The 25,030-nt window shown below is 34.8% G+C and carries 24 protein-coding genes; 17 read left to right on the top strand and 7 right to left on the bottom strand.

The window, feature by feature from the left end; genetic code table 11:
• The first annotated feature begins 62 nt into the window (after window positions 1-62).
• From D9R05_RS06220 to qatD, 17 genes are all read left to right on the top strand, one after another.
• A complete protein-coding gene (locus tag D9R05_RS06220; RefSeq protein ID WP_121666352.1) occupies window positions 63-407 on the top strand; it encodes a single-stranded DNA-binding protein in 345 nt (114 codons plus the stop codon).
• Window positions 408-483: 76 nt separating this feature from the next.
• The gene (locus D9R05_RS06215) at window positions 484-864 is read left to right on the top strand and encodes a DUF6876 family protein (protein WP_121666351.1); all 381 of its coding nucleotides are present in this window, start codon (window positions 484-486) and stop codon (window positions 862-864) included.
• 12 nt (window positions 865-876) lie between these two features.
• Window positions 877-1,074, top strand: coding sequence for a hypothetical protein (locus D9R05_RS06210; RefSeq protein ID WP_121666350.1), 198 nt, complete (start codon window positions 877-879; stop codon window positions 1,072-1,074).
• Between the two features lie 432 nt (window positions 1,075-1,506).
• Window positions 1,507-1,887 carry a BfmA/BtgA family mobilization protein gene (locus tag D9R05_RS06205; RefSeq protein ID WP_121666512.1) on the top strand — a complete coding sequence of 127 codons (381 nt, stop codon included), beginning with the start codon at window positions 1,507-1,509 and terminating at the stop codon, window positions 1,885-1,887.
• Between the two features lie 11 nt (window positions 1,888-1,898).
• Window positions 1,899-2,930 carry a MobB family relaxase gene (gene mobB, locus D9R05_RS06200; protein ID WP_121666349.1) on the top strand — a complete coding sequence of 344 codons (1,032 nt, stop codon included), beginning with the start codon at window positions 1,899-1,901 and terminating at the stop codon, window positions 2,928-2,930.
• 2 nt (window positions 2,931-2,932) lie between these two features.
• Window positions 2,933-4,513: a type IV secretory system conjugative DNA transfer family protein gene (locus tag D9R05_RS06195; protein ID WP_121666348.1), complete on the top strand. Its 1,581-nt coding sequence runs from the start codon at window positions 2,933-2,935 to the stop codon at window positions 4,511-4,513.
• 280 nt (window positions 4,514-4,793) lie between these two features.
• Window positions 4,794-5,129, top strand: coding sequence for a helix-turn-helix domain-containing protein (locus tag D9R05_RS06190; RefSeq protein ID WP_121666347.1), 336 nt, complete (start codon window positions 4,794-4,796; stop codon window positions 5,127-5,129).
• A gap of 2 nt (window positions 5,130-5,131) precedes the next feature.
• Window positions 5,132-7,750 (top strand): Eco57I restriction-modification methylase domain-containing protein, encoded by a 2,619-nt coding sequence (locus D9R05_RS06185; RefSeq protein WP_240462953.1) that lies wholly within the window; start codon window positions 5,132-5,134, stop codon window positions 7,748-7,750.
• 11 nt (window positions 7,751-7,761) lie between these two features.
• Entirely contained in the window at window positions 7,762-8,097 is a 336-nt protein-coding gene (locus D9R05_RS15610; RefSeq protein ID WP_240462951.1) for a hypothetical protein, read from the top strand.
• The gene (locus D9R05_RS06180) at window positions 8,084-9,694 is read left to right on the top strand and encodes an Eco57I restriction-modification methylase domain-containing protein (protein WP_121666346.1); all 1,611 of its coding nucleotides are present in this window, start codon (window positions 8,084-8,086) and stop codon (window positions 9,692-9,694) included. Before D9R05_RS15610 ends, D9R05_RS06180 begins: the two co-directional genes overlap by 14 nt.
• Window positions 9,695-9,751: 57 nt before the next feature.
• The gene (locus D9R05_RS06175) at window positions 9,752-11,023 is read left to right on the top strand and encodes an SIR2 family protein (RefSeq protein ID WP_121666345.1); all 1,272 of its coding nucleotides are present in this window, start codon (window positions 9,752-9,754) and stop codon (window positions 11,021-11,023) included.
• The gene (locus D9R05_RS06170; protein ID WP_121666344.1) at window positions 11,023-13,107 is read left to right on the top strand and encodes an ATP-binding protein; all 2,085 of its coding nucleotides are present in this window, start codon (window positions 11,023-11,025) and stop codon (window positions 13,105-13,107) included. Before D9R05_RS06175 ends, D9R05_RS06170 begins: the two co-directional genes overlap by 1 nt.
• 75 nt (window positions 13,108-13,182) lie before the next feature.
• On the top strand, window positions 13,183-13,416 hold the full coding sequence (locus D9R05_RS06165; protein ID WP_121666343.1) for a LexA family protein: 234 nt from the start codon (window positions 13,183-13,185) through the stop codon (window positions 13,414-13,416).
• A gap of 120 nt (window positions 13,417-13,536) precedes the next feature.
• Complete coding sequence (locus D9R05_RS06160; RefSeq protein WP_121666342.1) at window positions 13,537-15,402, top strand: KAP family P-loop NTPase fold protein; 1,866 nt, start codon at window positions 13,537-13,539, stop codon at window positions 15,400-15,402.
• 2 nt (window positions 15,403-15,404) lie between these two features.
• Window positions 15,405-16,151 carry a hypothetical protein gene (locus tag D9R05_RS06155; protein WP_121666341.1) on the top strand — a complete coding sequence of 249 codons (747 nt, stop codon included), beginning with the start codon at window positions 15,405-15,407 and terminating at the stop codon, window positions 16,149-16,151.
• A complete protein-coding gene (qatC, locus tag D9R05_RS06150) occupies window positions 16,141-17,514 on the top strand; it encodes a Qat anti-phage system QueC-like protein QatC (protein ID WP_121666340.1) in 1,374 nt (457 codons plus the stop codon). Before D9R05_RS06155 ends, qatC begins: the two co-directional genes overlap by 11 nt.
• Window positions 17,511-18,239, top strand: a complete 729-nt coding sequence (gene qatD / locus D9R05_RS06145; RefSeq protein ID WP_121666339.1) for a Qat anti-phage system TatD family nuclease QatD — start codon at window positions 17,511-17,513, stop codon at window positions 18,237-18,239. Before qatC ends, qatD begins: the two co-directional genes overlap by 4 nt.
• A gap of 7 nt (window positions 18,240-18,246) precedes the next feature.
• On the opposite strand, the gene D9R05_RS06140 is transcribed toward qatD, so the two are convergent.
• The 7 genes from D9R05_RS06140 to D9R05_RS06110 are packed head-to-tail and all read right to left on the bottom strand — an operon-like array spanning window position 18,247 to window position 24,832.
• The gene (locus D9R05_RS06140; RefSeq protein ID WP_121666338.1) at window positions 18,247-18,618 is read right to left on the bottom strand and encodes a hypothetical protein; all 372 of its coding nucleotides are present in this window, start codon (window positions 18,616-18,618) and stop codon (window positions 18,247-18,249) included.
• A 7-nt stretch (window positions 18,619-18,625) separates the two neighbouring features.
• On the bottom strand, window positions 18,626-19,456 hold the full coding sequence (locus D9R05_RS06135) for a DUF4138 domain-containing protein (RefSeq protein WP_121666337.1): 831 nt from the start codon (window positions 19,454-19,456) through the stop codon (window positions 18,626-18,628).
• Window positions 19,453-20,382 carry a conjugative transposon protein TraM gene (gene traM, locus D9R05_RS06130; protein WP_121666336.1) on the bottom strand — a complete coding sequence of 310 codons (930 nt, stop codon included), beginning with the start codon at window positions 20,380-20,382 and terminating at the stop codon, window positions 19,453-19,455. The genes D9R05_RS06135 and traM overlap by 4 nt, the downstream gene beginning before the upstream one ends.
• Window positions 20,372-20,986, bottom strand: coding sequence for a conjugal transfer protein TraK (locus D9R05_RS06125; protein ID WP_121666335.1), 615 nt, complete (start codon window positions 20,984-20,986; stop codon window positions 20,372-20,374). Before D9R05_RS06125 ends, traM begins: the two co-directional genes overlap by 11 nt.
• 12 nt (window positions 20,987-20,998) lie before the next feature.
• Window positions 20,999-21,841 carry a hypothetical protein gene (locus D9R05_RS06120; protein WP_121666334.1) on the bottom strand — a complete coding sequence of 281 codons (843 nt, stop codon included), beginning with the start codon at window positions 21,839-21,841 and terminating at the stop codon, window positions 20,999-21,001.
• Window positions 21,842-21,843: 2 nt separating this feature from the next.
• Window positions 21,844-22,425 (bottom strand): conjugal transfer protein, encoded by a 582-nt coding sequence (locus D9R05_RS06115; protein WP_121666333.1) that lies wholly within the window; start codon window positions 22,423-22,425, stop codon window positions 21,844-21,846.
• A 4-nt stretch (window positions 22,426-22,429) separates the two neighbouring features.
• Entirely contained in the window at window positions 22,430-24,832 is a 2,403-nt protein-coding gene (locus D9R05_RS06110; RefSeq protein ID WP_121666332.1) for a TraG family conjugative transposon ATPase, read from the bottom strand.
• Window positions 24,833-25,030: the final 198 nt, after the last annotated feature.

The raw sequence follows: 25,030 nt of genomic DNA, 5'->3' as shown, positions 1-25,030 counted from the left end.
TTTAAAACAAATAGGGGAAATATAAACCAGTCTGATACAAAGCAGACACAAATCTTTTTATTATGAGTACTATTAGAAATCACGTACAGTTAATTGGAAACGTTGGACAAGAACCAACCATTACGAACCTTGAAAGCGGTAAGAAAGTAGCCCGCTTCTCACTTGCTACAAACGAGTATTACAAAGACAGTAAAGGCGAAAAGCAAACGGACACCAACTGGCATACCGTAGTAGCTTGGGGCAAGACTGCTGAAATCGTTGAGAAATTTGTCGAAAAAGGCAAAGAAGTTGGAATATCGGGAAAACTTAAAACCCGAAGCTATACAACTGATGATAACGAACAACGCTATGTTACCGAAGTTATAGCCGATGAAATCCTATTACTTGGAAGCAAGAGCGACAAGTAATCTTCAAAATTAAAGAGGGCGCACCTGTCGAAAGTTTCGCCCTCTTTTCATTATTCACACATTAAATATATGTACAATGAAAGCACAAGTTAACGAAATAAAAGAGCGATTGCAATATTTTAGTGGAACAGAAATGTTTTATCAAATCCCATTATTGCGAACCCGTTTTACGGACGGATTGAAATACTTATCCGAAGTAGCAGAATGTTTTTGGCTCATTACGGACACGTCCGTAATTGCAAAAAGTCTGATGAACCGAAGCGAATTTATCACAATCGACTTTAAAAGATTGTCCGAAGAAAAACAGGATTATTCGGGATATGAAGCCGAGATAATTTACAGCGATGGCAATGATAATATTTTGGAAAAGCAAGGATATAGAGCAACCGATTTTCCACTCGATGAACTGCGGTTATTTTTTGTAAATGATACGCTGATGTTACCAAGCGAATATTAAAATTTTGAAGCTATGATGTATATTAAATTTCAAGATTTGAGCGAGGAAAAACAAGAGGAACTTTTACAGGTTTCGAGAGAACACGTAACACATCTTTATGGGGAATCCATAAATAAATATGTGGAAGAAACTGGTGCAAATTATGAAAACTTGATTGACGAGGAAATGATTAAAAACTTATACACCTATAATTTCGTTTTCAACATTTAGCACTATTATATAGAGCAACGAACACCTCTAAAATTTTAGAGGTGTTTTTCTATGCAATTAACATATAGTCAAGAAAAAAACGTATCTTTATTTCGCTGAAATTCAGCATTCAAATTTAAGTAGGGTTATCCACTTTTCGACTTTCGCCGATAACCGTAGACATCGAAAAATAACATATCGGAAAATCATTTTCCCTGAAAATGGCAATCGGCTTTTTAGCCGGATTGTATGGATTTTTGTCACGCTTGCGCGTGACGAAAAGGAATAGCAAGAGGGTAACACGCTGCGCGATGTTTCGGATTCCTTTTCGTTTTCAAATTGCTGATTACCAGCGATTTGAACATATTTTAATTTCCTAACAATCAGCGATTTGCGACAAATGGGCTGTGAATGCCCATTTTTAGGGAAGATTTTGCGACAAATCGGCGAAATATGGACTCATTTATTGGAATTAGATTTAAAAAGGAAACTGCAAAACGTTTCCAGACTTTCTCACGCACTTACTTCAAATCGCACACCGAGGCAATGGCTACGATGCTCGATTTTTTCTTCTACAACGAAATTTCGCCAAAAGAAAAACTAGGACCGACAGGGCGAACTATCGAAGCAAAACTTTTAAAAAGAATCAATGCAGTTATTGCAATAATGCGAGATGTTGAAAAGACACAAACCAAACCCACGGTGGCGATGATTCAATCCCTTTTTGAAATGGAAGAACCTGTAAAAAAACCTTTGATTGTTGAAAAGAAATATGCCGAAGAAAAGAAGGAAGTCCGCTTTCGCGAAAAGCAAAATCCGAGTAATCAGCTATAAATATTTGAACTATGTATATCACAATCACAGCTCAAAAAATGGGTGGTAATTATAGCCAAAGTTCAGCGGATTTTGTAGGCTATTTAGAAAAAGAAAATGAAGGTTTAGAGCAACGAGATATGGAACACTTTTTCAATCAATATGGCGATGAAATTTCCGCTGAAGAAGTGGTCAAAGAAATTGATGGAAATACCGCAAAATTAAAAAAGAAAGAACCCAAATTTTATTCGATTACGGTCAGTCCTTCAAAGTATGAATTGCGAAAACTTCAGAACAATAGCCAAGATTTAAAAACCTACACTCGTGAGCTAATGAAGGATTATGTTGCCAGCTTCAATCGAGAAATTAATGGGCGACCTATATCTATTGATGACATAAAATACTATGCGAAAATTGAACATCAAAGAGCGTTCAAGGGAACCGATTTTCAGATTAAAGAAAACCAACCGTATGCTACAAAAATACTACAGCTCAAAACGGAAATACGAAATGTACAGGACGGACGAGCGGAAGGGAATATTAATAAGATGAACAGGGAAATTGCCAAACTGGAACGCCAAGCACCACATCAACAAAATGGAAAACGAATAGTTCAAGGAATGTCAAAAGATGGAAACCAAAGTCATATCCATATTATCGTAAGCCGAAAAGATGCTTCCAATTCCGTTAGTCTTTCGCCAGGTAGTAAACACAAAGCTTCAGAGGTTGAAATGCACGGTAAAAAGGTAAAGCGAGGTTTTGATAGGGACACCTTTTTCGCGAAAGCAGAAAAAACCTTCGATACAAAATTTGGCTACAAACGCAATTTTGCTGAAACCTACAAAGCAAGAAAAGATTTTGTAAAAAATCCCAACCTCTATTTTGCTGCTTTGATGAAACTGCCAGCTAATGAAAAAGCGTTGGCATTTAAAATGATTACAAAAACAGGATTGCCAATCATTCCAAGTATTCCAGTAAGTCAGGCACAAATTGCACTTCGAGTTTTCAAAAGATTAAGACGTGGCGCAGAAGTGGCCATAAAATCAAGTTCAATAGGAGTCTAAGTATGGAAATAAACAATCTCATAACGATACTTTCAATTATTGGTTTAGCCAGTACTGTTTTCTATGCGTTTTTTCGGGTAAGTAGATATGCGTTTCTTTTGAATTTTATATTGCTTTCAATTTTTGTGTTCTATATTTCTGAGGGAAACGAATTAGTATCGCTATTACTCTATTTGGTTTGTCCTCTACTATTAATTAATACAGGACTATATGTATTTCTGCATAAAACTGAAAATGTACAAAACGGAAATACCAAGTACCAAGTCAATTTTGCTACAAACAAAGGGAACTTCAAATTAGATAATATTAAACGTGGCGCATCCGTCATCGGCTCTGCGGGAAGTGGTAAGACTGAAAGTGTGATTTATGGATTTTTGAAGCATTTCCGGAAAGAGCGCTTCTGCGGAATTATTCACGACTATAAAGATTTTGAATTGACCGAAATGGCATATCCACTTTTTAAGGATAACGATATGCCGTTTAAGGTCATTTCCTTCGATAAAATCATCCATCGGGTAAATCCCATTGCACCACGCTATTTAGAGAGCGAGGAAAGCGTAAACGAGGTTTCAAGAGTGCTAATTGAAAATCTTTTAGAGCAAAGAGAAAGTGGAACAACCGGAACTACAAAGTTCTTTAACGATGCCGCTGAAGGTTTGATTGGTGGGTTAATCTGGAAACTAAAAACTACCTATCCGCAATTTTGCACACTTCCTCATTTAATAGCTATCTACCAATACCTTGATACGGATAGCCTCGTGCAGTTTTTGGAAACCAACACCACATCGAGAGCAATGGCAGATGCTTTTATTAGTGGTAAGGATTCTGACAGACAGACCGCTGGTGTAAAAAGTACTTTGGCAAATGCGCTGAAACGAATTAGCACACAACGGATTTTTATGGCATTGTCCGCAGACGAAGTACCTTTGAATATTAATGGTGAGGATAATCCTGCCATAATTTCGGTAGTGAACAATCCAAAATATGAAACGTCTTATTCGCCAGTAATTGCAACCATTATTCACACTATTACAAAGCAAATGAGTGTGCGTAATTCCAAACCCTCATTTTTATTAATGGAAGAAGCACCAACCATTCGCTTGTTAAATATGCACCGCATTCCGGCAACATTGAGAAGCTACAATATTGCTACGATTTATGTAATGCAGGATAAAATACAAAACGATATGATGTATGGCGATAAGGCAAGCAAGGCAATTTTGAGTAATTTATCATACCAGTTTTTTGGTAAAGTAAACGACCCAGACACCGCCAAATACTACGAACGCTTTTTTGAAATCATCAAAGACCCAACCAAAAGCGTAAGTCGTGGTCATAATCTGGATTTTGATACACGTATTACCACAGGCGAAAAGGAAATCCCGAAAATACGAGCAGATGTATTTTTCAGGTTAAAGCAAGGCGAGTTTATTACGTATGCGGATGGGAAGGACAAGAAGGTACAGTTTAAACTGTCTAATATTAAAAGAGAGCTTCCGCAGGAAACGAAGCAGTATTCAAATGTTGATTTAGAAGCTAATTTTGAGAGGGTTTATGATGAGGCGAGGTCGATTTTTAAGTGATGGAGAAGTATAAATTTTCAAAGCGGAATATCTTAATAAGCTTCTTTATCCCTAAAAATTTACGTGATATATGTATATTTAGTTGCGATATAACTATACCTGCAAGCTGAAAAGCCAACCGCATATTCAAGCACATTTGTTTTTAGCCAACGCTAAATCCAACGCTCAAAAAAGCATTAGAGCTTAAGTTTCCCACCGCTCTTCTCACTGGAACCCAAAAAAAATAACTACATTTGGACAATTATTGTCCTGAATATATTTTCAGGAAAAATATAAGGAAATGAATACGAAACAATCGTTTGGAGAGTACTTGCGGAAATTGAGGGAAGACCAAAATCTTCCGATAAGAAAAGTTGCATCAAAACTTGACATTGACCCATCAACATTGGGGAAAATTGAACGTGGAGAAAGAAGTGCTAATAAAGAAATGCTTCCAGTTTTGGCGGAATTGTTCGGAATTGAGGAAAAAACTCTTGGACTTATTCTTTTTAGCGACAAAGTAGCTTATCAGATTATTGAAGAAGAAAATACCAACGAAATCCTGAAAGTGGCAGAAGAAAAAATTAAATATTTAAAAAATAAGAATCTTAAACAAGGTTCATTGGACTTGAAATAAATATGAACATTAAAGACCTTATTAAAAAATATCATTCGAATAGAGACGCATACCTAAAAGCGGACTACAACGAAACTCAGCTTAGGACTGATTTTCTTGACCCATTATTTGAAATGCTTGGTTGGGATATTAAAAACTCGACTGGAAAGCCAACTAACGAACGTGAAGTCTTAGTTGAAGAAGGACTAAAAGCAGATGCTAGTTCTAACACAAAAAAGCCTGATTATACTTTTCGACTATTTTCAGAGCGAAAATTCTTTTTAGAAGCCAAAAAACCGAATGTAAAAATTGAAAACGATAACGAACCTGCAAAGCAAATACGTAGATATGGTTTTACCGCAAAACTTAAAATTTCAGTTCTATCAAATTTTGAATATTTGGCAATCTATGATTGCTCACAAAAAGTTGGAAAAGATGATGCAGTAACGAAATCTAGAATCAATCTTTATCACTATACAGAATATGAATCAGCTTTTGAGGAAATCAAAAAACAACTAAGCAACCAAGCTGTTTATTCTGGAGAATTTGATGAAACTTGGAAAGAAATTGAAGAACAGTTAAAACTTTCAAGTGTAGATGATTTATTCCTTTCCCATATTAACGAATGGCGAATCGTTTTAGGTAAAGAAATTTACTCGCATAAACCTGAACTAAGCATTGAAGAATTAAACGATATTGTTCAATCTTATATCAATAGTATCATATTTTTAAGAGTTTGTGAGGACCGAAATTTAGAAACCTATAAAACGCTTTTAAACTTTGCAGAAAATAATGATTTCGCTTCGCTCATCAAAAAATTCAAAGAAGCAGACAAAAAATATAACGCAGGTTTATTTAATCAACCGTTAACGGAAAAAGTAGTTTCTGATAGCTCTTCTGCATTTTGGGAAATCATCAAAGATTTATATTTCCCTGAAAGTACTTATTCCTTTTCAGTTTTTGCTTCGGACATTCTAGGAAACATCTATGAAATATTTCTTGGAGAACAACTAGCTATAGAAAACGGGCAAATTCTCTTAAAAAAGAAACCTGAAAATGTTGACAGAGATATTGTAACTACACCAACTTTTATCATTCAAGATATTCTAAGGCAAACAGTTGTAGAGCATTGTAAAAACAAAACTGACAAAGAAATCTTAAGCTCATCATTTGCAGATATTGCTTGTGGTTCAGGTGCATTTTTGCTGGAAACTTATCAATTATTGCAAGATACACTTGTCGATTTCTATTTGTTAAACGACCACAAAAGATTAATTCAGACAGCAATAAATACATTTAAATTGCCTTTTGCCATCAAAAGAAAAGTGTTAGAAAGTTGCATTTTTGGTATTGACAAAGATTACAATGCTGTTCAAGCCTGTAAATTTGGTTTGCTATTAAAACTTCTAGAAAATGAAGACAATGCAACAATAACAACACCTGCATTACCAACTCTTGACCAAAATATTCAGTTTGGAAACAGCCTAATTGAGACATCAGAAACAAATAAAAAAAATCAAAATGAAATAAACCCTTTTGATTTTGGTAAAACTCGTTTCGATGTTGTTGTTGGCAATCCGCCATATTTGGCTACAGAGCATATGAAAGAGTTTACACCTCTTGAATTACCCATTTACAAATCAAAATTCAATTCATCATACAAACAGTTTGACAAATACTTTCTTTTTATTGAAAGAGGTCTAGAACTCTTAAAGGAAGGTGGATATTTTGGTTATATAGTTCCAAGTAAGTTTGCGAAGGTTGGAGCTGGTAAGAAGTTGAGAGAATTACTTGTTGACAACAAAGCAATACAGCAAATAATATCCTTTGGGGCAAATCAAGTTTTTCAAAACAAAACTACTTATACTTGTCTCTTAATTCTCAAAAAAGAAAAACTAGAACAAGTCAAATATCTTGAAGTAAATTCGTTCAAAAATTGGAAAACAAGAAATATTGGTTCAGAAAATTTTGACGAATTTAATATAGATTCTTTAGAAGTAGATGGTTGGGTCCTTTATCCAAGTATTTTAAAACCAATTTATACATCTATTGTTTCACAATCGAATACATTAGAGGAGCTTATTGGTTCTGAAAATATATACAATGGTATTCAAACAAGTGCCAATAACGTTTATATTCATTCGATAGAAAAAAAAGATAAAGACTTTCTTTATTTCATAAAAGACGGTATTCAATGGAAAGTTGAAGAAACTTTAACAAGACCATATTTTAAGACTTCAAGTGGAGACGATAATCTGTACACCTATCGCCCATTTTTGCCAAATTCATTTGTTATTTATCCTTATCTAAAAACCAAAAAGGGAATTGAGTTTGTAGAAATTGATGACTTAAAGGCAAACTATCCTGAAACATATAATTTTTTAAATCATTACAAGGACAAACTTGATAATGATAAACGAGACATTAAACCTGAACCTGAAACAAAAAACGAATGGTACAGATATGGCAGACATCAAAGTCTAGATAAATGTGATGTACCTGCGAAAATTATTGTTGGAGTTTTAGCACAGGGCAACAAATACGCAATTGACTACTTTGGAACTTTAATATCTTCTGGTGGTACAGCAGGTTATTGTATGATTACTTTCCTTATTCAATCTACTATATTCAAGCTTTATTGAACTCTAAATATTTGGAGTGGTTTTCTGCACTAATTGGAGAAGTCTTCAGAGGTGGTTATATAGCACGAGGAACAAAAGTGCTCAAAAAACTACCTATCAAGCTTATTGATTTTAAGAATAAATCGGAGAAAGATATTCACGATAAAATAGCAAAAATTCAAAAAAATTTAATTGATATTCAAGGAAAAATAGATAAAAGCAACGGAAATAAAAGGTTACTAATTCCTTTACAACGACAATTCGACAATCTAAAAACTGAATTAGACGAGACACTAAAAAATTTGTATAACTTGGGAGAAGCTGATAGCAATATCCCTTTAATTTCTGAAATTTATGCAACTAATTAAAGAAGCATCAAAAGAAAAATTAAGGGGTGGATTCTATACACCTGAACCAATTGCATCATTTGTTTTAAAATGGGCATTAAATGGTAATAAACAACTTGATATTTTAGAACCAAGTTGTGGAGATGGTGTATTCCTTGAAGAAATACAAAAAGGAGGTTACGAATACAATTCTGTAACTGCAATAGAATTTGATGAAGTTGAAGCTGAAAAGTCTAAAAAAATTGGCTTGGGCAAGACCAACGTTATTAATTCGGATTTTCACGACTTCTGTATTAATACCAAACAAAAGTTTGATTTGGTAGTCGGAAATCCGCCTTACATTCGTTACCAATATTTTGACAGAGAGCAACAAGAGTTTGCTGCACAAATTTTTGACAAAGCCAAACTAAAGTATTCTAAACTAACCAATGCTTGGGTTTCGTTTGTTGTTGGCTCTTCCCTACTTTTAAAAGAAGAAGGCAAAATTGGATTCGTGTTACCTGCCGAAATACTTCAAGTTTCGTATGCTCAACCCTTACGAGAGTTCTTGGCTCATTTTTACAACAAAATAAATATTGTTTCTTTTGAAAAGTTAGTATTTCCAGACATACAACAAGAAGTAGTCCTATTGTTGTGTGAGAAAAACAATTCTAAAACACATTTGATTGAGCATTTAGAATTGAAAAATGCAGAAGAACTAGAAAAACTAGATGTATCAAAACTAAAAAGTCCAAAAAAGAAAATTGATTTCAAATCAAACAAATGGACTTTTTACTTCTTGGAACAAAACGAAATCGACTTTTTAGAAAAACTTCAAAACGACAAAATAATTCCAAGACTTAAAGAATATGCAAAAGTAGAAGTTGGAATCACAACAGGTTCAAATCCATTTTTCACAGTTCCGCTTTCTATTGTGCAATTTTACAATCTTGAAAAGTATGCAAAACCATTAGTCGGCAGAAGCGTTCAGGTTCCAAGTGCAATTTTCACAGAAAAAGACTGGATTAAAAACAGAAATTCAGAAGCAAGAACGCACTTTTTATCATTTCCAAAAATGGACGAACTAAATGGTTCTGTTGGAGCTAGAGAATATATTGCTTGGGGAGTAGAAAAGAAAATTCACAAAGGTTATAAATGCAGGATTCGTGATGAATGGCAAATTGTGCCATCACAAAGAATATCTGATGCATTGTTTATTAGGAGGAATAATAAGTATCCAAAACTCATAATCAACGAAGCAGAGGCTTTTACAACAGATACAATGCACAGAGTAACTGTAAAAGAGAAAACGAACATAAAAGCTTTGACAGCTAGTTATTATAATTCACTCTCTTTTGCGTTTGCTGAGATTTGTGGGAGAAGTCACGGTGGCGGAGTATTGGAGTTAATGCCGAACGAAGTGGGAAGAATACTCTTGCCTTACAATGAAAAGAATGCGGAATTGTTGCCAATTATTGACAAAATGATTCGTGAAAAGAAAGATATTTCGGAATTATTGAAAATTACGAATGAAAAAATATTAAAGGAAAATTACGGCTTGACAAATGAAGAAATTGAATTGGCGGATGGTATATGGAAAAAGCTATCTAACCGAAGATTGAACAGAGGGAAAAAATAGCCAATGCCAAATTGAAAATTTTTTAACTGAATTGAAAAACTAAAACAAAAATTATTAATGGCAGAATCTGAATTATATTTTTACAAAGGAAACGAAGAAGTTCTAAAGAAAATAAAAGACAAATCAGACGAAAAAAGTGAATCGGCTCTTCTAAATAAAATACAAGATTCTTTCAATAAAGTTCTTGATGGAAAAAACCTGTCCTTTCTTCTGGGTTCTGGCTGTTCCTCTTATCAAATTCAGAATAAAGATGAAGAATGGGAAGAAATAGGTATACCAACAATGGCACCTCTTGCTACAAATTTTTATGCTAACATTCTGATAGAAGATGAACGAAATTGGTTGAAAAACGATGTAAAACTTGATATTACGTCAACCACATTTCAAAACAATTTAGAAACTTTTTTAGGTACGCTTCACAGTCTTATTTATTTTTATGAAACCACCAATCAAAATGGAACGGACGAATTTAATAAGGTCAAAGGGATTATAGATAAAGCAAGAAATTTCCTTTTAGAACAATGTCTGAATGAGACTAAACGTAGTAATGAAGACGACATAGATTTAGTAAATCTTTATAAAATGTTTTATCGCAAACTGTTGTACAGAAATGCAAATCTTCCAAAACCAAGCATATTTACAACAAATTATGATTTATACTCTGAAATCGCACTTGACAGTTTGGGAATACATTACGTAAATGGATTTTCAGGTGGCATAAAAAAATATTTTAATCCGACCATTTTTAATTATGCACTAGCTGAAAAAATGGATTTATCACAAGGTAAATGGAGTGTTATTGATAATTTCATTTACCTATACAAAATACACGGTTCTATAAACTGGGTTCAGGACGAGGAACAAACAAAACTTTTTAGAGTAAGAGAAATTCAAGAAACAAGTTTAGAAAACCTCAAAAAAAAGGATGTTATAATGATACATCCTACACCTCTAAAACAAAATGCAAGTATGGGAAGTCCATATTCAGATTTGTTTAGAGAGTTTCAGAAAAGACTAATGAGAAATAACAACATACTTATTTCTCTTGGATATAGCTTTAGTGATGAGCATATAAACAATCTTATTTATCAAGCATTTACAATACCGTCTTTCCGATTAATCGTGTTTGGAGATTTTGCTAAAAGTGAAGAAATCAAAAAACTAAAATCACTAAATGACCCAAGAATCTGGATTGTAGGTGGTAAGTTAGAAAACGGAGAAAGTCTACATTATTTCAAAGGTTTTATTGAGCAAATATTACCGGACTTAAGTAATGACGAAATTGATGACAAAATCGATAATGCTATAAAAACTCTATTTCCAAGATAATGAATAGAGAAGATAAACAAAGAGTTATTGGTAAAGTAGTAGCAATAAATTCAGACAGATTTACTGTTGAACTATTAAGTGGAATTGATAATTTTAACATTAGTGGATTTGATGATATCCATTATTTTGCTCAACTTAACAGCTACGTTGTTTTACCCTATCAAAATTACTTTATAGTATCGGAAGTATCTGGAGTTCGAGAAAAAGAGCTAAATGTACCTTTTAGTAATCCTAAAGAACAAATTTTAAGTAAAAGCACTACTGGTAAATATCTAGAAATACTTCCTATTGGCACACTAAAACCAGTTGATGAAAATCCAGATTATTATAAATTTGAATTTGGAGTTAGCGTTTATCCTGCATTATATACAGACGTTCTTTACATAAAAGAAAAAGAGCTTGATGCCATTTTTAATGTTAAGGAACAAATTGAGATAGTTTGTGAAAAATCTAGCGAACACAAAGAAAAATGTGATTGTGAAAAGAGAAGATATAAAACGCTTTCAATTGGTACTTCCACTATATTCCCAGATTATGAAGTTAAAATTGACATAGATAAATTCTTTGCTGGTCATTCTGCTGTTTTAGGAAATACAGGAAGTGGTAAATCTTGTACAATTTCTTCAATTCTTCAGTCTATTTATAAGCTATCAAATCATAGTGCTGTAGGAAGTACATTCATTGTGTTTGATGTAAATGGCGAATACAAACAGGCTTTTAGTGAGGTATCTGAAAACACAGATATTGAAGTGCAAAATTTCTGTATAGGGAGTTCAGACAAGGATGTAAAAGAATTTACACTACCTCATTGGTTTTTGACTATTGATGAATGGGCTTTACTTCTTCAAGCAACAGAAAAAACTCAAATACCAATATTAAGAAATGCACTAGGTTTAGCATCTGTTTTTTCTATTGGAGAAAATGTCAATGAACTCAAAAATCATATTTTAGCAACGTGTATAAGTGAGATTTTAAGAGATGAAACTAGCAGTCCATCAAAGTCCGATAGGATATTATCGATACTTCAAAAATTCAATACAGCTGAAATATCATTAACAACAGAATTCACTTTTATAGACCAAGATGGTACAGAGCATAATTCTGTACGTATTGGGAATCAAAACGTTAGACTTAATTTAAGAAACTGCTTATATGTTCATTTTGGAGTAATTGTAGGTACTGAACAATTACACTATTTCCTTGAGCAAACTAACGGAGATGGTTTATCACTTTTTATTCAAGAAAAATTTCAAATGCCTTCTTATGAAAAGTACCAAAAATTCACATTTGACATTATAGAAGATGCTCTCGATTTAGCTCTATTATATGAAGAAGCACACGGAAATAGACATATTAGAGATTATTGTTCTTCGTTAATTACAAGGGTAAAAAGTATCAAGGACAGAACGGATTTCAATTTTCTAAAAAAAGATGATGGCAATATAAGTGAGTATAAAAACAGTTTGATTGGATTAAATGAAGTAGAAGCTCAAAAATTAAAAACTAGTCAAATAACTATTATTGACATAAGTGCAGTAGAAGATGAAATTGTGGAAGTAATATCTTGTGTTATATCTCGTATTATTTATGAAAGTGTTAAGGACATAAATCCTCGAAATTCATATCCAGTAAATCTAATTTTGGAAGAAGCTCATAGATATATTTCACGTAATCCAATGGGAACATTCCTTAAAGCAAATAAGATTTTTGACTCAATTGCTAAAGAAGGGAGAAAATTTGGACTGTTACTTTTGGTTTCATCACAAAGACCAAGTGAATTATCTAAAACAGTATTATCTCAATGCAGTAATTTTATAGTCCACAGAATACAAAATCCAGAAGACCTTGCACATATTCGACAAATTACACCGCATATTTCCGAAACAATTTTGAGGAGAATGCCATCTATTCCGACTCAACACGCTTTGATTTTTGGTCATTCGGTAAATCTTCCGACAACTTTTAAGGTTCACGAAGCAAAACCGTTACCGAAAAGTGATAATAATAGAATAAGTGAAAATTGGTTTAGACAAAAAGGATTTTCATTAACAGAAAACGTCGAAATGTCAGATGAGGAAGAATAAAGAGCCAACGCTACATCAAAGTCGATTTTCAGATAAAATTAAGGAGGTCGAGTAGATGGTCAAAAAGGTGGTGCAATGGGTGGTGTAACAGGTGGTGCAATAGATGCTATAGATGAACTTACTAAAAGACAAAAAGCAGTACTTAAACTCATTGCAACCAATACTACTATTACTTATACTGAAATAGCTGAAGCTTTAGGCATCAATGAATCCCCTATGGGCAAACATATAAATGCGCTCAAAACCAAAGGGTTTTTAAAACGCCACGGTGGCACACAGGGTTATTGGGAGGTAAAGTCTAATAATTAACCTTACGAATTGTTTTCTTCAGAAATTCAGATATATTGAACCCTAAAACAATAAATTGATTTTTTGTTAAAAATTTTAACAATCTTACTATATTGTCGTTCAAATAAATAATAACAATATATGTGGTCTGATAATGAAACAACTGAAGACCTTTTAGGGTTTAAAGTACACGCAGATTTGATTGCCGAGGTAATAAATGATTCTGACTTATTGCCTATAACAATGGGTGTTTTTGGAGACTGGGGTAGCGGTAAATCCAGTATACTAAAAATCTTAAGCGAACAATTAAAAGAAGAGGAAGGTGGAACATTTGTACTCTATTTTAATGGTTGGCTTTTTGAGGGTTATGATGATGCTAAAGCTGCGCTTTTAGAATCAATTATTAAAGAGTTCGAAGAAAATAAGAGATTTGCCCCAGAAGTAAAACAAAAGGCCAAGAAGCTAATTAAGTCTGTTAATTGGATGCGTATTTTAGGTCTGGGTTTTAAAAATATTGCATTACCAGTTGCAAGTGCCTATTTAACTGGAGGAGTATCAATATTGCCTTTTTTAGCGGGAAAGCTTTCCAAAATTGATAGTTCTGATATAATCGATAAACTTAAAGGAGACGAAGCGGAAGGATTTTTGAAATCTTTGGTAAAAGATTTACCAGAGGAAGACCCGTCTATGTTAGTTCGAGAATTTAGAGAAAACTTTAAGGAATTAATAAAGGAATCTAAAATAAGTAAGCTTGTCATAATCATAGATGACTTAGACCGATGCCAACCAGATAGGATTATTGAAAATCTTGAAGCAATTAAGCTTTTTCTCAATGTGGAGAATACTGCTTTCATAATAGGTGCAGACCCAAGAATAGTAAGAGATGCAATTTCCCATAGGTTTAAAGTCAGGGATGTTGAGCCAGGGACAGGAAATAGAATTGTTAGTGATTATTTAGAAAAGCTAATTCAAGTACCTTATAATTTACCCAAGTTATCAGACTCTGAGGTAGAAACTTATATTTCTTTACTTATTTGCAAACGAGAACTAACTGCCGAAACATTTCATACCGTACTGGAAACATTCTACGCTTATCGAAAAAATGATAGATATAGTGTTTTTGGACTGGCAAATATTAAGGGCGTAATCGGAACAGTTGAATTTGAAAAACTATCGAAGAGTCTGGGCTCACTGCCCGCCCTATCATCAATCATAACACAAAGTTTATATGGCAATCCAAGGCAAATTAAGAGATTTTTAAACACTTTTATTTTAAGGAATAGACTGGCCAAAGTCGCAAACATATCTGGATTTGATGAATCTATTTTGGCGAAATTAATGATTCTTGAATATACAGAACTTCCTTTGTTCGTCAAGTTATATGAATGGCAATCTACCAAAGACGGTAGACCGAATCAAATTTTAGAGTTGGAAACCGAGTGTTCCAAATCGTCTGAAGCGGATTTCAAAGAGTATTTGGGCAAAAGTGATTATAGCAATTGGAATAAAGATAAAGTAGTTAAATGGTTAAAAGTAGAACCTGCTTTATCAGAAATAGACTTACGTGATTATTTTTGGATTTCCAGAGATAATATCTCGTCTACTATTGCTGGCGCAAGCCTAATTCCGCCTATCATAAAATCCACATATAATAAACTGAATCAAGAAGGGCTGCCAGTTAAAGCAACAAAGGCAATAATCAAGAAAGATGTTATGTTGTTGAGTGAATCGGAATTAAATCAGTTCCTTGAGTTCTCTGTAGCAATGGCGCAAAGAAATCAAGAAAGTCTCCTTTCGTATAAGCTTTTTCAATTTATGATAGAAGAAGGTGTTAGCGGTTCTGATGACTCATATAAATATTTACTCAACCTAATAGATTTGGAAAAAGTACCGCCTGCAATTGGCGTTGATCTGAGAAGTTTTAAAGAGAATCCAGTTTTGGGAGACTTTCTTTCAGAATTATTATCAACATCTAAATCTAAGGTAGCAAAGGCATTTAATAAATAAGTATGGGCACATCCAAATCATATTCAGCTTCGGTCAAAGGTCAACCCCAATGGGGCGAACTTAGTAGTGAGGTTACACGAAATTGTACAACAGCGAAGATACCAACGGACAACCTTAGAAATATAACAGGGAAATTTGTCCGAGTGGTTGGCGGTTCAAAACGAGCAGGAAGAGGTAATTCTCGAATTGCAGGTCGAAGCGGTATTAGAAATGCCAAAAATATCGGAAGATTTTTAGGTAGTTTTTCATCTAATGGTGGTAATCTTTCAGAAGCCCTAAAATCGATAGGTCTTACGGATTTAAAAAGTAAGTCAGCTGAAGATATTATTAACCATCTCATAGAATACTGTAGTGGTCCCGCATCTACTATTGACGATAGTGCTGCTAAAGAAGCCACGCGAAGATTATTGGAAGAATTAGCCGCAGGGACTGAAACCGCAGAGGATTTAGAAACATCGTTAAAATCAACCCTTGATAGTGAGTCTCTGGAAGAAGTAATAATTAAATATTTTAGCTATTATGTTTTAGAACATCTGTCAATAATGTTTTATGAAAAGCTTGTAGAAAGTAAAGGTAAAACGGAATGTTCAAGTCTTTTTAAGCAGATTAATGACTTTATAAATTCTAGCTTAGCTGAAATGAATAAAACGAATTCCTTAGACAAAATAGATTGGGGTGGCGATGATGGAGATAGGGTAATAAAAAACATACAAGAGGATGTTTTAAAAGTATTTGAAGATGAGAATTAAAATAGAAGTAAATCCCGCAAAGGATGGGCAATTTTCGGAGACATTCTTATGCCAGGAAATAGACGGAGTGCAGAAAAAAGCACAATTGAATATTGCTCATTTTCATAATTTATATGATTTTACAAAGGAGACATCATCAGTAGGGTTTGATTTTTTTCTTATTGCTGCAATCGTATATGGCACAGACGATTTACTTTCACGAGAACTGTACTCGTATAATGGTTGGACTAGAGAGATTGAAATTGAATTTCCAGTAAAGAATATAGATTATTGGAAACTTGCTATAACTGAGCTCGAAGAAACCCTCGGCTTTTTAACAGGAGATGTATGGTCTATTACATTTAGACAAATGGAGGTAGAAGTGCTTTATCTACCCAGGAAAAACCGCAGGAAGAGTAACATACCAAAATATAATTATCCCAATATTGAGTTCGTCAGTCTATTTTCAGGCGGTCTTGACTCATTGATAGGGGTTATCAACAAATTGAATAGTCTAGATAATGGTAAAATAGGATTGCTGGTATCTCATTTTGACCCTACTTATACTGGTCCCAAAAAAGACCAAACTCTTATTTTGGAAGAATTTGAAAAAAGCTTTGACAATAAATACAAACATATTAGAGCAACCGTTGGTCTTTCCCAGAGATATATTAACGGAGATAAAATAACAAAAGATGCCAATCAGAGAAGTAGGTCAATACTATTCATTGGAATAGCGGCATATCTCTTGAACAAAGTGCCAACCTCTAACACAATTTTAATTCCAGAGAATGGTACTATTTCTTTAAATCATCCTTTGACCAAATCAAGGACAAGTTCATTGAGTACTAGAACGACACACCCTTACTTTTTTAGAAAACTGCAAGAATCATTAGAAATTGCTAATTTGAATATTTCTTTAATTAACCCCTTCAAATTGGACACTAAAGGGAAGATGGTTGTTGATTGTGATAATACAACTATACTTCAGAAAACATATCCACTATCAGTTTCTTGCGGTAAAAGAGGGCACAAAGTCCATTGGGAAAATCGTAATGCCAAACAATGTGGAATTTGTATGCCTTGTATTTATAGAAGGGCAGCATTACACAAAAACAATTGGGATACGGACACTTACGGAAATGACCTATTAAGGTTAACAGATATGAACAAGGCTAAGCCTGATGTAAAAGCTTTATTTGATTACCTTGGAACATCTATCAGTCTAAAAGAAATTAAACGGAATCTGCTTGTAAATGGTAGCATTGAGATTTCGAATCTGGATGCATATGCAAATTTAGTACATAATTCAAGGGTCGAAATGTTAAATTGGATTCGTGATAAAGGTAATGACCAATTGAAAAAAATACTTAAAATCCAATGATTGATGCTCATTGTCATATTGATTTATACCCAAATCCTGAAAAACTTCTCAGAGAACTGGATAAACAGGGAATTACCGTAATCTCAGTAACTAATCTTCCAAGTCATTTCGAGATGGGATTACCACATTTCAAATCTTTAAAGAAGATAAGGTTGGCATTAGGAATGCATCCACTATATGCAGAAAACCATTCAGAAGAATTTTCTGCATTTTTAAGATTGATTGATGTAACAAGTTACATTGGCGAAGTTGGTTTGGACTTTTCCAAAGAAGGGCTTTCGACTAAAGATATTCAGGTTATCAGTTTTCGCAGAATTTTAAAAGCGCTTCAAGGCAAGAAGAAAATACTTAGTATTCATTCAAGAAAGGCTGAACGAGAAGTACTTAATTGTTTAATCGATTTTCACGCAAAAGGAGCAATATTCCATTGGTATTCAGGTCCAATTAAACTTATAGTAGAAATCGCCAATGCTGGTTTTTTCTTCTCTATAAATAATGCAATGATTAAAAGTAAAGCTGGTCAAGCTAGAATTTCTAAAATTCCTCAAAATAAAATTTTGACCGAGACTGATGGGCCTTTTATAGAAATCAAAGGCAAGCCTGTTAAATCTAGTGATGTCAAGGAAATAATTATTTACCTATCTCAAATCTGGAATTGTTCCTATTCCAAAACAGATGAAATCATAAATAATAATTTTAACGTTTTACTATCTAGTATAAGATAGTTATAAGCTAAAAAGGCGATTTATCTTTTGAGCCTCTCGCATCCGCCAACCATTTGCCATTTTGCTTAACCAGTTTAAAAAGGCCCGGTGTCTTATCATAGGCTGTAGTATATTTTACCCAAGCCACGTCACCCATAATCGTATCCTGCAAAACTGTAAAGTTTGAATCATCCTTTACCGTCGCATTAAACATATTTATAGTATTCATATAATTAGAATATGCCTGTGGTGTTGAGTTGGCTTTTAAAGCTTCCTCATCTTTTTCATAAAAGCTTTCGATGACGATTTGGGCTGTGGCACTTGGTCCCGAAACTTTAGTATCAGAATCGGCACAAGAAAGGAACAGCAGTACGAGCGAGAAAACGACAATTTTTTTCATAACAGTATTAATTTGGGTTGTTAATATATCTATGTGATAGTTTCATTTCAATGTTTCGTTCGCCATCCTTTTCATTCAATTCTAAAATCGCCCTACGGTCATTAGATAATGAAAATTTGGGCAATACATAAACGAAGCGCACAGTTTCACTTTCTGCAATTTTTGAAGGCAGATTGTGTTTGTACGTTGGTTCTTGATACAGGCGTTGCAACGATTTTCTTTTCCCTTTTTGTCTTGTTTCAATCGAAAGGTTTAAGAAATTCAAATCGTAATCCAAAGTAGAATTATTTTCAATCTGGATAACGAAGTAGAGTTCTTCCTTATCAAAAACAACATTTTCAACAGTCAAGACAATGCCTTGCGTTCGCTTCTTAATCCGACCGATACGCTGGTTTCTGTTAAGAAGATACGAGCAGAATTTTTGATAGTAATACGTTCTATTATCTACACGTTCTTCAGAAGATTCAGCAAGAATCGAATCGACCTTAATTGGTTTCTCATTTCCGATACTATTGGATAGCGGAATGAAATAATTGAGCTTAGATAGCTGTTTTTTATATCTTACAATATACGAAAAAATTGAACCATTTCTATTGACTACCAACAGATTACTTTCCTTCCCAGGCTTTGCCTGAAGAAGTCCAAAATACTGTTCTTTTTCACGATTGTAAGTAAAAACAAAATTATCTGAACCAGTTATTCCTTGCCGAATAGGTTCAGGGAAGAATAATGCAACGTTTTTGGTGTCGTTGGCATATATGGTATCGAGAACTGTAGATGTTTGAGCTTTCGCGAAAGCGGAAATCAGTATCGCAAATATTAAAATTGTTGCTCTCATAATTTAGGTTTTAGAATTAATTTATAATTATTCAATACCGTAACTTTTACGTTTCGGTTGTTACGTCTGAGTACTTTGGATATACCACCAACTTGTGGTACGGTAGGTATGTTGATGTCGCCAATAATATCGTCGAGAACTTCGGTGGTGGCTTCTGCTCTAAAATTATTCTGTACGTAAATACCTTCACTACCATCTGACAAATCAAAGGCTTTGAGTTTTGTAGGATGATGCTTTATGTTTTCAATTTCAATGAGCGCACGATTAGGCTGAAAGCTTATAAAACCGAAAATAGGTGTGTTCTTTGGCATCAGCTTACCATTGATGGTAGCTGTCTTGGAAAGGCGCATTCGTAATCTGGTATTCGCTTTGACTATCTGGTCGCCATCTACTACCACGTATATAGTTTCATCTGTATTACCTATGATTGAAACTTCATTGGGTTTTGGCGAAGCAGCAAAGAACAATTGATGTTCTAAGCCCGATTCTTTAGCTTCAATTTCTTGTTCCCTTTTTACTTCAGCAGAATCAATTTTTGATACCGTTTTGCGAACAGTTCTTTTTTGTCCCAAATTCTGGTAACGTTTCTCTGAATACTGAATCTTACCAGCTTCATAGATACTATCTACGATACGCTCTTTTTCGCGTTCCGGTAAATCTGGGTCGTAAAATCCCAAGGAATCAATCAGCTTTTCATCATAGATGCTGGGCGCATTATTTTCTCTAACTTTTTTCAAGTCGTTAATTGCATCTAATTTGGAATCGTACTCTTTTTGGTCTTCTTCCAAATCTGGCACTAAGGTCTGTTTAAGGTTTTCAGTTTCACTTTCATCATCGCCCATAACCATTACGGAATAGGAAATCAGGAATATGAAAATCACGGCCAAAACCGCTGCAAATACTATTTTGTTTTTTTCAACTTTCATCATTGAGTTTTTTTAAGGTGTTCTCGAAGTAATTTGTAATTAGAAGTCCGTGTGGATTGTTGGGGAAGTTTCGGTCAACCATAATCAAGTTTCCGGTGGAAACCAATTCGTAAGTGTCGATGATTGTGCCTCTATTGATTTCAAAAATGGTAGTCGTGGTAAAACTGTAAGAGCCATTATTTTCGTTTATCCGTGAATCGATACTCAGTACTTTTTGAACCAAGGAATACTGAAGCAATCTATTGTAAACACCATCTGCTTTTTTCTGGCGGTAGAGATTGTCCACGGAACTATTACCCAACCACAATGCTTTTTCCAAATTGCGTTCATAATTACTGGCATCGATGTTATAGAAGTAGTTGTGGAACAGATCCAAATGCGCCAAAGCTTCAACCCGAAAATTTTCCTTTTGCGTCACGAGCTTCAGCGGAATGATACTGCCATCCGTATTAATGGCAAAAGCACTATTGAGCGCTTTTTGATTGGTGTTGAATACCATCCAAACTGAAAATGTGCTGGAAAGCAATGCACAGACAACGACTGCCAAAACGATAAACCGATTCAATTTTAGGACGTTATAAATATTCTTGTATGGTGTTTTCATATTTAATCTGATTTAGGCGGTAAATAATCTGAGTGTAAAGGACGTGGCACGTTTATACAATTTGAATTTCAGGAAAACAATAAATGCGACTGAACCTAATTGAACCACAGGCGCAAAAAAGCCCTGACCTGTATCAGTACCAAATAAGTTGACCCAGAAATTGGTGTTGATTTCCGTATAAATAGCGTTAACAAATACATTGACTAAAAAGAATGCCGGCACTAACATATATACAGCAGCATACAATTTGAAAAAGGTATAAGCGAGCGAACGGAACTTCTCAAAAACGGCAAGGCTAATGACCAGAGGAAAGAAGGCTTGCATTATTCCCAAAAGGAAGAAACGTTCTGCAAGGAATAGCGGATAAATGAACAGATCCAATATCCAGAGTATCGTACTTAGGATGAATGCCAATATTTTAAAACCGTATAACGGTGTTACCAAGGCTTCATATAGAAGCGTCATTGCAGAACTTGCGGCATCAAAGAGACTTACGTCTTCCTCTAAAGGAATATCCTGCATCTGTAAAGGCAACAAGGCAGGTGCTGTACCACGATATTGCCCTTCGATAGCGACTAAAATGCCATCGAAAAAGCCCAAGACCTGTGTCGAGAATATGACCAAAATGACAATGGCAAAATTCTTAACAAGTTCGCCTGGACTCAATCCCCAGGTATAACCGTCCTTATCTGCAATGCCTTCATTATACTTTTTAAGGATGTTGACCAGAAAAAACAGGACAGCGAGCGTTTTCATTCCCGCAATGGTATATTGCGAAAAGTTGCTGGCCTGTATGGTCTGGAAGACGGTATCGATATATTCCAGCCCGATTCCTAAGAGAATGGTCGCGGTCATTTTTAGTATTCGGTTTCTCGATTATTGACTTTATCCTGCATTTTTCTAAAAGAAATAATGTCACGATAGCGTTTTGTTTTCATCGTGATACTGGAAACCATTTGTTTGGATTCCAGTTCTTTCGCCTTTAGAATTTCAGCACGTTCGGCATCGCTCATTTTTAGGTAATCACTGGATAGAACTTCATCGATAAAATCTACCGTGTCCAAAGAATTTTGAACTATGGCATCGAACGATTCCATAACCCTTGAAACTTCATCTGGTTTGATGTAGGGCGAGTTTAAAATGTCCTGTAAATCATTTTGCATTACATTGATAAGGCGCTGATTGTTGTCTGCAATTTCTTGGACAGCGTTGAGTTGTTGAACTACGCTTGATACTTGCTCGATGGCTTCTTTAGCATCCTTTAGGAATTTTACAGACTTAATCATTTGAGCGGTTTGTTTACCTGATTCCAATAGTTGTTTTACCAAACTGATAAAATTGGTATTATCATAAGTGGGCATTCCTTGTGCGGTAGCATTACCTGACATAAACAAGGTCAGGGCTACAGTCATTACTAAAATTTTAATTTTTGTCTTCATAATATTATGTTTTAGATGTGAATTGAATAATTGCTTTTTGCATATCCTGATGCTCATTATAGAGCTTCATTATTTCTTCGTTTTCCTGTCCATCGGTCAGGTAAGCTGCGTACACTTCCTTCGGAACTTCAAGCCGGAAAATGTTACTTTCCCTACCAATTTTGATGAACATTTCGGTGTACTTGCGCGGACCGGAAAGGTTGTTTTTGATGGATTTTAATTGGTTCAAGTCGTGGCTGGATAGATTGAGCCTTTTGACCAATTCGTCATACCCTTTTTCATTGTTCAAGCTATAAATGACCTGTGTGTTTTCGAGAATACTTGCTGAAGTCGAATTGTTGGGCAATTGATTTATGGATTGTAGAATAATCCCAATCGCACCGTTTTGTTTACGGATGGCTTGATAGTAGAATTCCACGCTTTCCAATACGTTTTCAAACTTCAGTTGTTTGGCAAACTCATCGAACAGGATAATGCCTTTTTCAGCTCTATTCTTCCAGATGGTTCTTTGGATAGCTGACTTAATCAGTTTCAACATCACGGACAGGATTTCCTTATTGTCCTTAACTTCATCAAGTTCAAACACTATCAATCGTTTATCCTCAATTTTATAGGTCTGGTCTTCGCTGACTTCAAACAGGAAGCTATATAGACCATCACAGACATATTCGGACATTACGTGCAAGAAGCTCGTGACATTGAAGTAGTCGGGATGGATTTTTAAGGTGCTCAGAAGGTCTTTCTGATTCCTTTCTATAAAGCTGTAAAAACCATCCAAAGAGTGATTTTCTGAATTGCTATTGTAATAATGCCGAAGAATCTTTTTAACCGATACCGATTGTGCTTTAGTAACCTTTAAATCTGATGCAAATAACTCAAATAGAAAAACGGATAAGTCTTCCAAGCGTTCAGGTGTTAGGTCATTTGTATCACTTATGTAAAAAGGGTTGATACCCAAGTTCTTTCCACTTTCGTAGCGAAGCACCGTATATTTTTCAGGATAGAGTTTGGCAAATTTGGTGTACGAGCCACCCAAATCAATGATGACCACCCGTACACCGCTTTCAAAATACTGGCGCAGGATATTATTGGCCAAAAACGATTTGCCTTCACCCGTTGGTGCAAAAATGGCAAAATTCCGTGCCTTGATCCGTTTCTTTTTTTCATCCCAAACATCTTTTAGCACTGGAATGTTATGTTCTCTATCATTGAAGATGATTCCGGTGTTATCGGATTTGTAATTGGTATTGTTAATGAACAGACACAGAGCGTGCTTTAAATCTGTCACATATAAATCGTGATTTGAAAAGTTGGAAGAAAAGCAGCAGTAACTATTAAGAATATAGTTTTTACGCTCTTCGCCACGTGGATAATATGGGATGATATCCAGTTCCTTAAATTCGGTCTTGATTTTGGACGTGATTTTGTCCAGTTCTTTGGCTTCCTTTGCCCAATAGACAATATTGAGATGACCACGAATAATCCGTGCATTATCATCCGCATTGATTTGGTCAAGAATATGTTGGATTTTACCCAGAACCACTTTGTTCTGCGAACCGAAGTTGGAACTTTTATTCAATTCTTCAACTTTTTTATCGAGCAGCTTGCGCCACTTTTGTTTATCATCCAGATAGATGATTTGATTGACGATATGATTTTCGTTAAGCGTAAGCCCTATGCCATCAATAAACCCTTGATGAAACACAAAATCGTCTGAAGTGAATTTCTCATTGGTTTTGCTGCTCTGCACACTTTCGCCAAAGCACAGTTCGCTGTTGATGGCCAGGGCATCAAAATGGTTTTCGCCAATATTGACGCTTTTTTTATCTAAGATGATATCGGTATCAAATCCCTCATTGAAACCATTGAAATAACCGTTGGTTAGTTTCTGAATTTCCTCGGCATTGAGTGGTAGAAATTCCATTTTTCGGCTATTATTGATAAAAGAAACGGAATCGCTTACCGAGTTGGCAAAGCTTTTTACGTTATCGTCCAGTTCCTGAACGATTCCCTTTGAAACCTTTCGGAAAGGGTTAACGTATTTGGAATTGTTGAGTGCCTTGTTTTTAGTCAGAATAAAGAACAGATAACATTTATGTTCAATATGCCCACGACCTTTAAAATGCTCGTGTGTAGCTTTTTCTAAAAAGGTTGAATTCGGAAGTTGTTCTGAGGTATATGATTTCTTCAAATAAATATCCTGTTTATGAACAACCGTACCAACTGGCAAAGATTTTAAGGCCTGAAACCAGGCACCGTGCATATCCTCAAAGTCTTTTTCCGATAAGGAATAGATTTCAGGTAGGTTACCTTCATAACACATTATCACATTACCATTATTGGCAAAAACGATATTGTCTTGAATTTCCACGATGGGTTGATATGCAGAAAGGTTCATCTTATTCATAATCGAAGCCAGAATTTCTTTTGTTACTAATGATTTGTGGGAAGGCGTTAGCCGTCTGAAATAGCTGAGGGTTATGGGTAATTCTTGTCAACGCAATATATAGGGCAGCGTTAAAAACCAGTATGCCTATAATTATCCCAAAACTGAAAGAGAAAATAATGACCAAAAGGGATGCGAGAATGGAAACCATCATTAATG

This window comes from Mesonia aquimarina (assembly GCF_003667275.1).
Taxonomy (GTDB): domain Bacteria; phylum Bacteroidota; class Bacteroidia; order Flavobacteriales; family Flavobacteriaceae; genus Mesonia; species Mesonia aquimarina.
The sequence above is the reverse complement of the archived record's forward strand: the minus strand, read 5'-3'. Positions and strand labels throughout refer to the sequence as shown.

Coding starts and splice junctions, on each gene's coding strand:
- D9R05_RS06220 (WP_121666352.1), top strand. CDS start 63: ATGAGTACTATTAGAAATCACGTACAGTTAATTGGAAACGTTGGACAA.
- D9R05_RS06215 (WP_121666351.1), top strand. CDS start 484: ATGAAAGCACAAGTTAACGAAATAAAAGAGCGATTGCAATATTTTAGT.
- D9R05_RS06210 (WP_121666350.1), top strand. CDS start 877: ATGATGTATATTAAATTTCAAGATTTGAGCGAGGAAAAACAAGAGGAA.
- D9R05_RS06205 (WP_121666512.1), top strand. CDS start 1,507: ATGGACTCATTTATTGGAATTAGATTTAAAAAGGAAACTGCAAAACGT.
- mobB (WP_121666349.1), top strand. CDS start 1,899: ATGTATATCACAATCACAGCTCAAAAAATGGGTGGTAATTATAGCCAA.
- D9R05_RS06195 (WP_121666348.1), top strand. CDS start 2,933: ATGGAAATAAACAATCTCATAACGATACTTTCAATTATTGGTTTAGCC.
- D9R05_RS06190 (WP_121666347.1), top strand. CDS start 4,794: ATGAATACGAAACAATCGTTTGGAGAGTACTTGCGGAAATTGAGGGAA.
- D9R05_RS06185 (WP_240462953.1), top strand. CDS start 5,132: ATGAACATTAAAGACCTTATTAAAAAATATCATTCGAATAGAGACGCA.
- D9R05_RS06180 (WP_121666346.1), top strand. CDS start 8,084: ATGCAACTAATTAAAGAAGCATCAAAAGAAAAATTAAGGGGTGGATTC.
- D9R05_RS06175 (WP_121666345.1), top strand. CDS start 9,752: ATGGCAGAATCTGAATTATATTTTTACAAAGGAAACGAAGAAGTTCTA.
- D9R05_RS06170 (WP_121666344.1), top strand. CDS start 11,023: ATGAATAGAGAAGATAAACAAAGAGTTATTGGTAAAGTAGTAGCAATA.
- D9R05_RS06165 (WP_121666343.1), top strand. CDS start 13,183: ATGGGTGGTGTAACAGGTGGTGCAATAGATGCTATAGATGAACTTACT.
- D9R05_RS06160 (WP_121666342.1), top strand. CDS start 13,537: ATGTGGTCTGATAATGAAACAACTGAAGACCTTTTAGGGTTTAAAGTA.
- D9R05_RS06155 (WP_121666341.1), top strand. CDS start 15,405: ATGGGCACATCCAAATCATATTCAGCTTCGGTCAAAGGTCAACCCCAA.
- qatC (WP_121666340.1), top strand. CDS start 16,141: ATGAGAATTAAAATAGAAGTAAATCCCGCAAAGGATGGGCAATTTTCG.
- qatD (WP_121666339.1), top strand. CDS start 17,511: ATGATTGATGCTCATTGTCATATTGATTTATACCCAAATCCTGAAAAA.
- D9R05_RS06140 (WP_121666338.1), bottom strand. CDS start 18,618: ATGAAAAAAATTGTCGTTTTCTCGCTCGTACTGCTGTTCCTTTCTTGT.
- D9R05_RS06135 (WP_121666337.1), bottom strand. CDS start 19,456: ATGAGAGCAACAATTTTAATATTTGCGATACTGATTTCCGCTTTCGCG.
- traM (WP_121666336.1), bottom strand. CDS start 20,382: ATGAAAGTTGAAAAAAACAAAATAGTATTTGCAGCGGTTTTGGCCGTG.
- D9R05_RS06125 (WP_121666335.1), bottom strand. CDS start 20,986: ATGAAAACACCATACAAGAATATTTATAACGTCCTAAAATTGAATCGG.
- D9R05_RS06120 (WP_121666334.1), bottom strand. CDS start 21,841: ATGACCGCGACCATTCTCTTAGGAATCGGGCTGGAATATATCGATACC.
- D9R05_RS06115 (WP_121666333.1), bottom strand. CDS start 22,425: ATGAAGACAAAAATTAAAATTTTAGTAATGACTGTAGCCCTGACCTTG.
- D9R05_RS06110 (WP_121666332.1), bottom strand. CDS start 24,832: ATGAATAAGATGAACCTTTCTGCATATCAACCCATCGTGGAAATTCAA.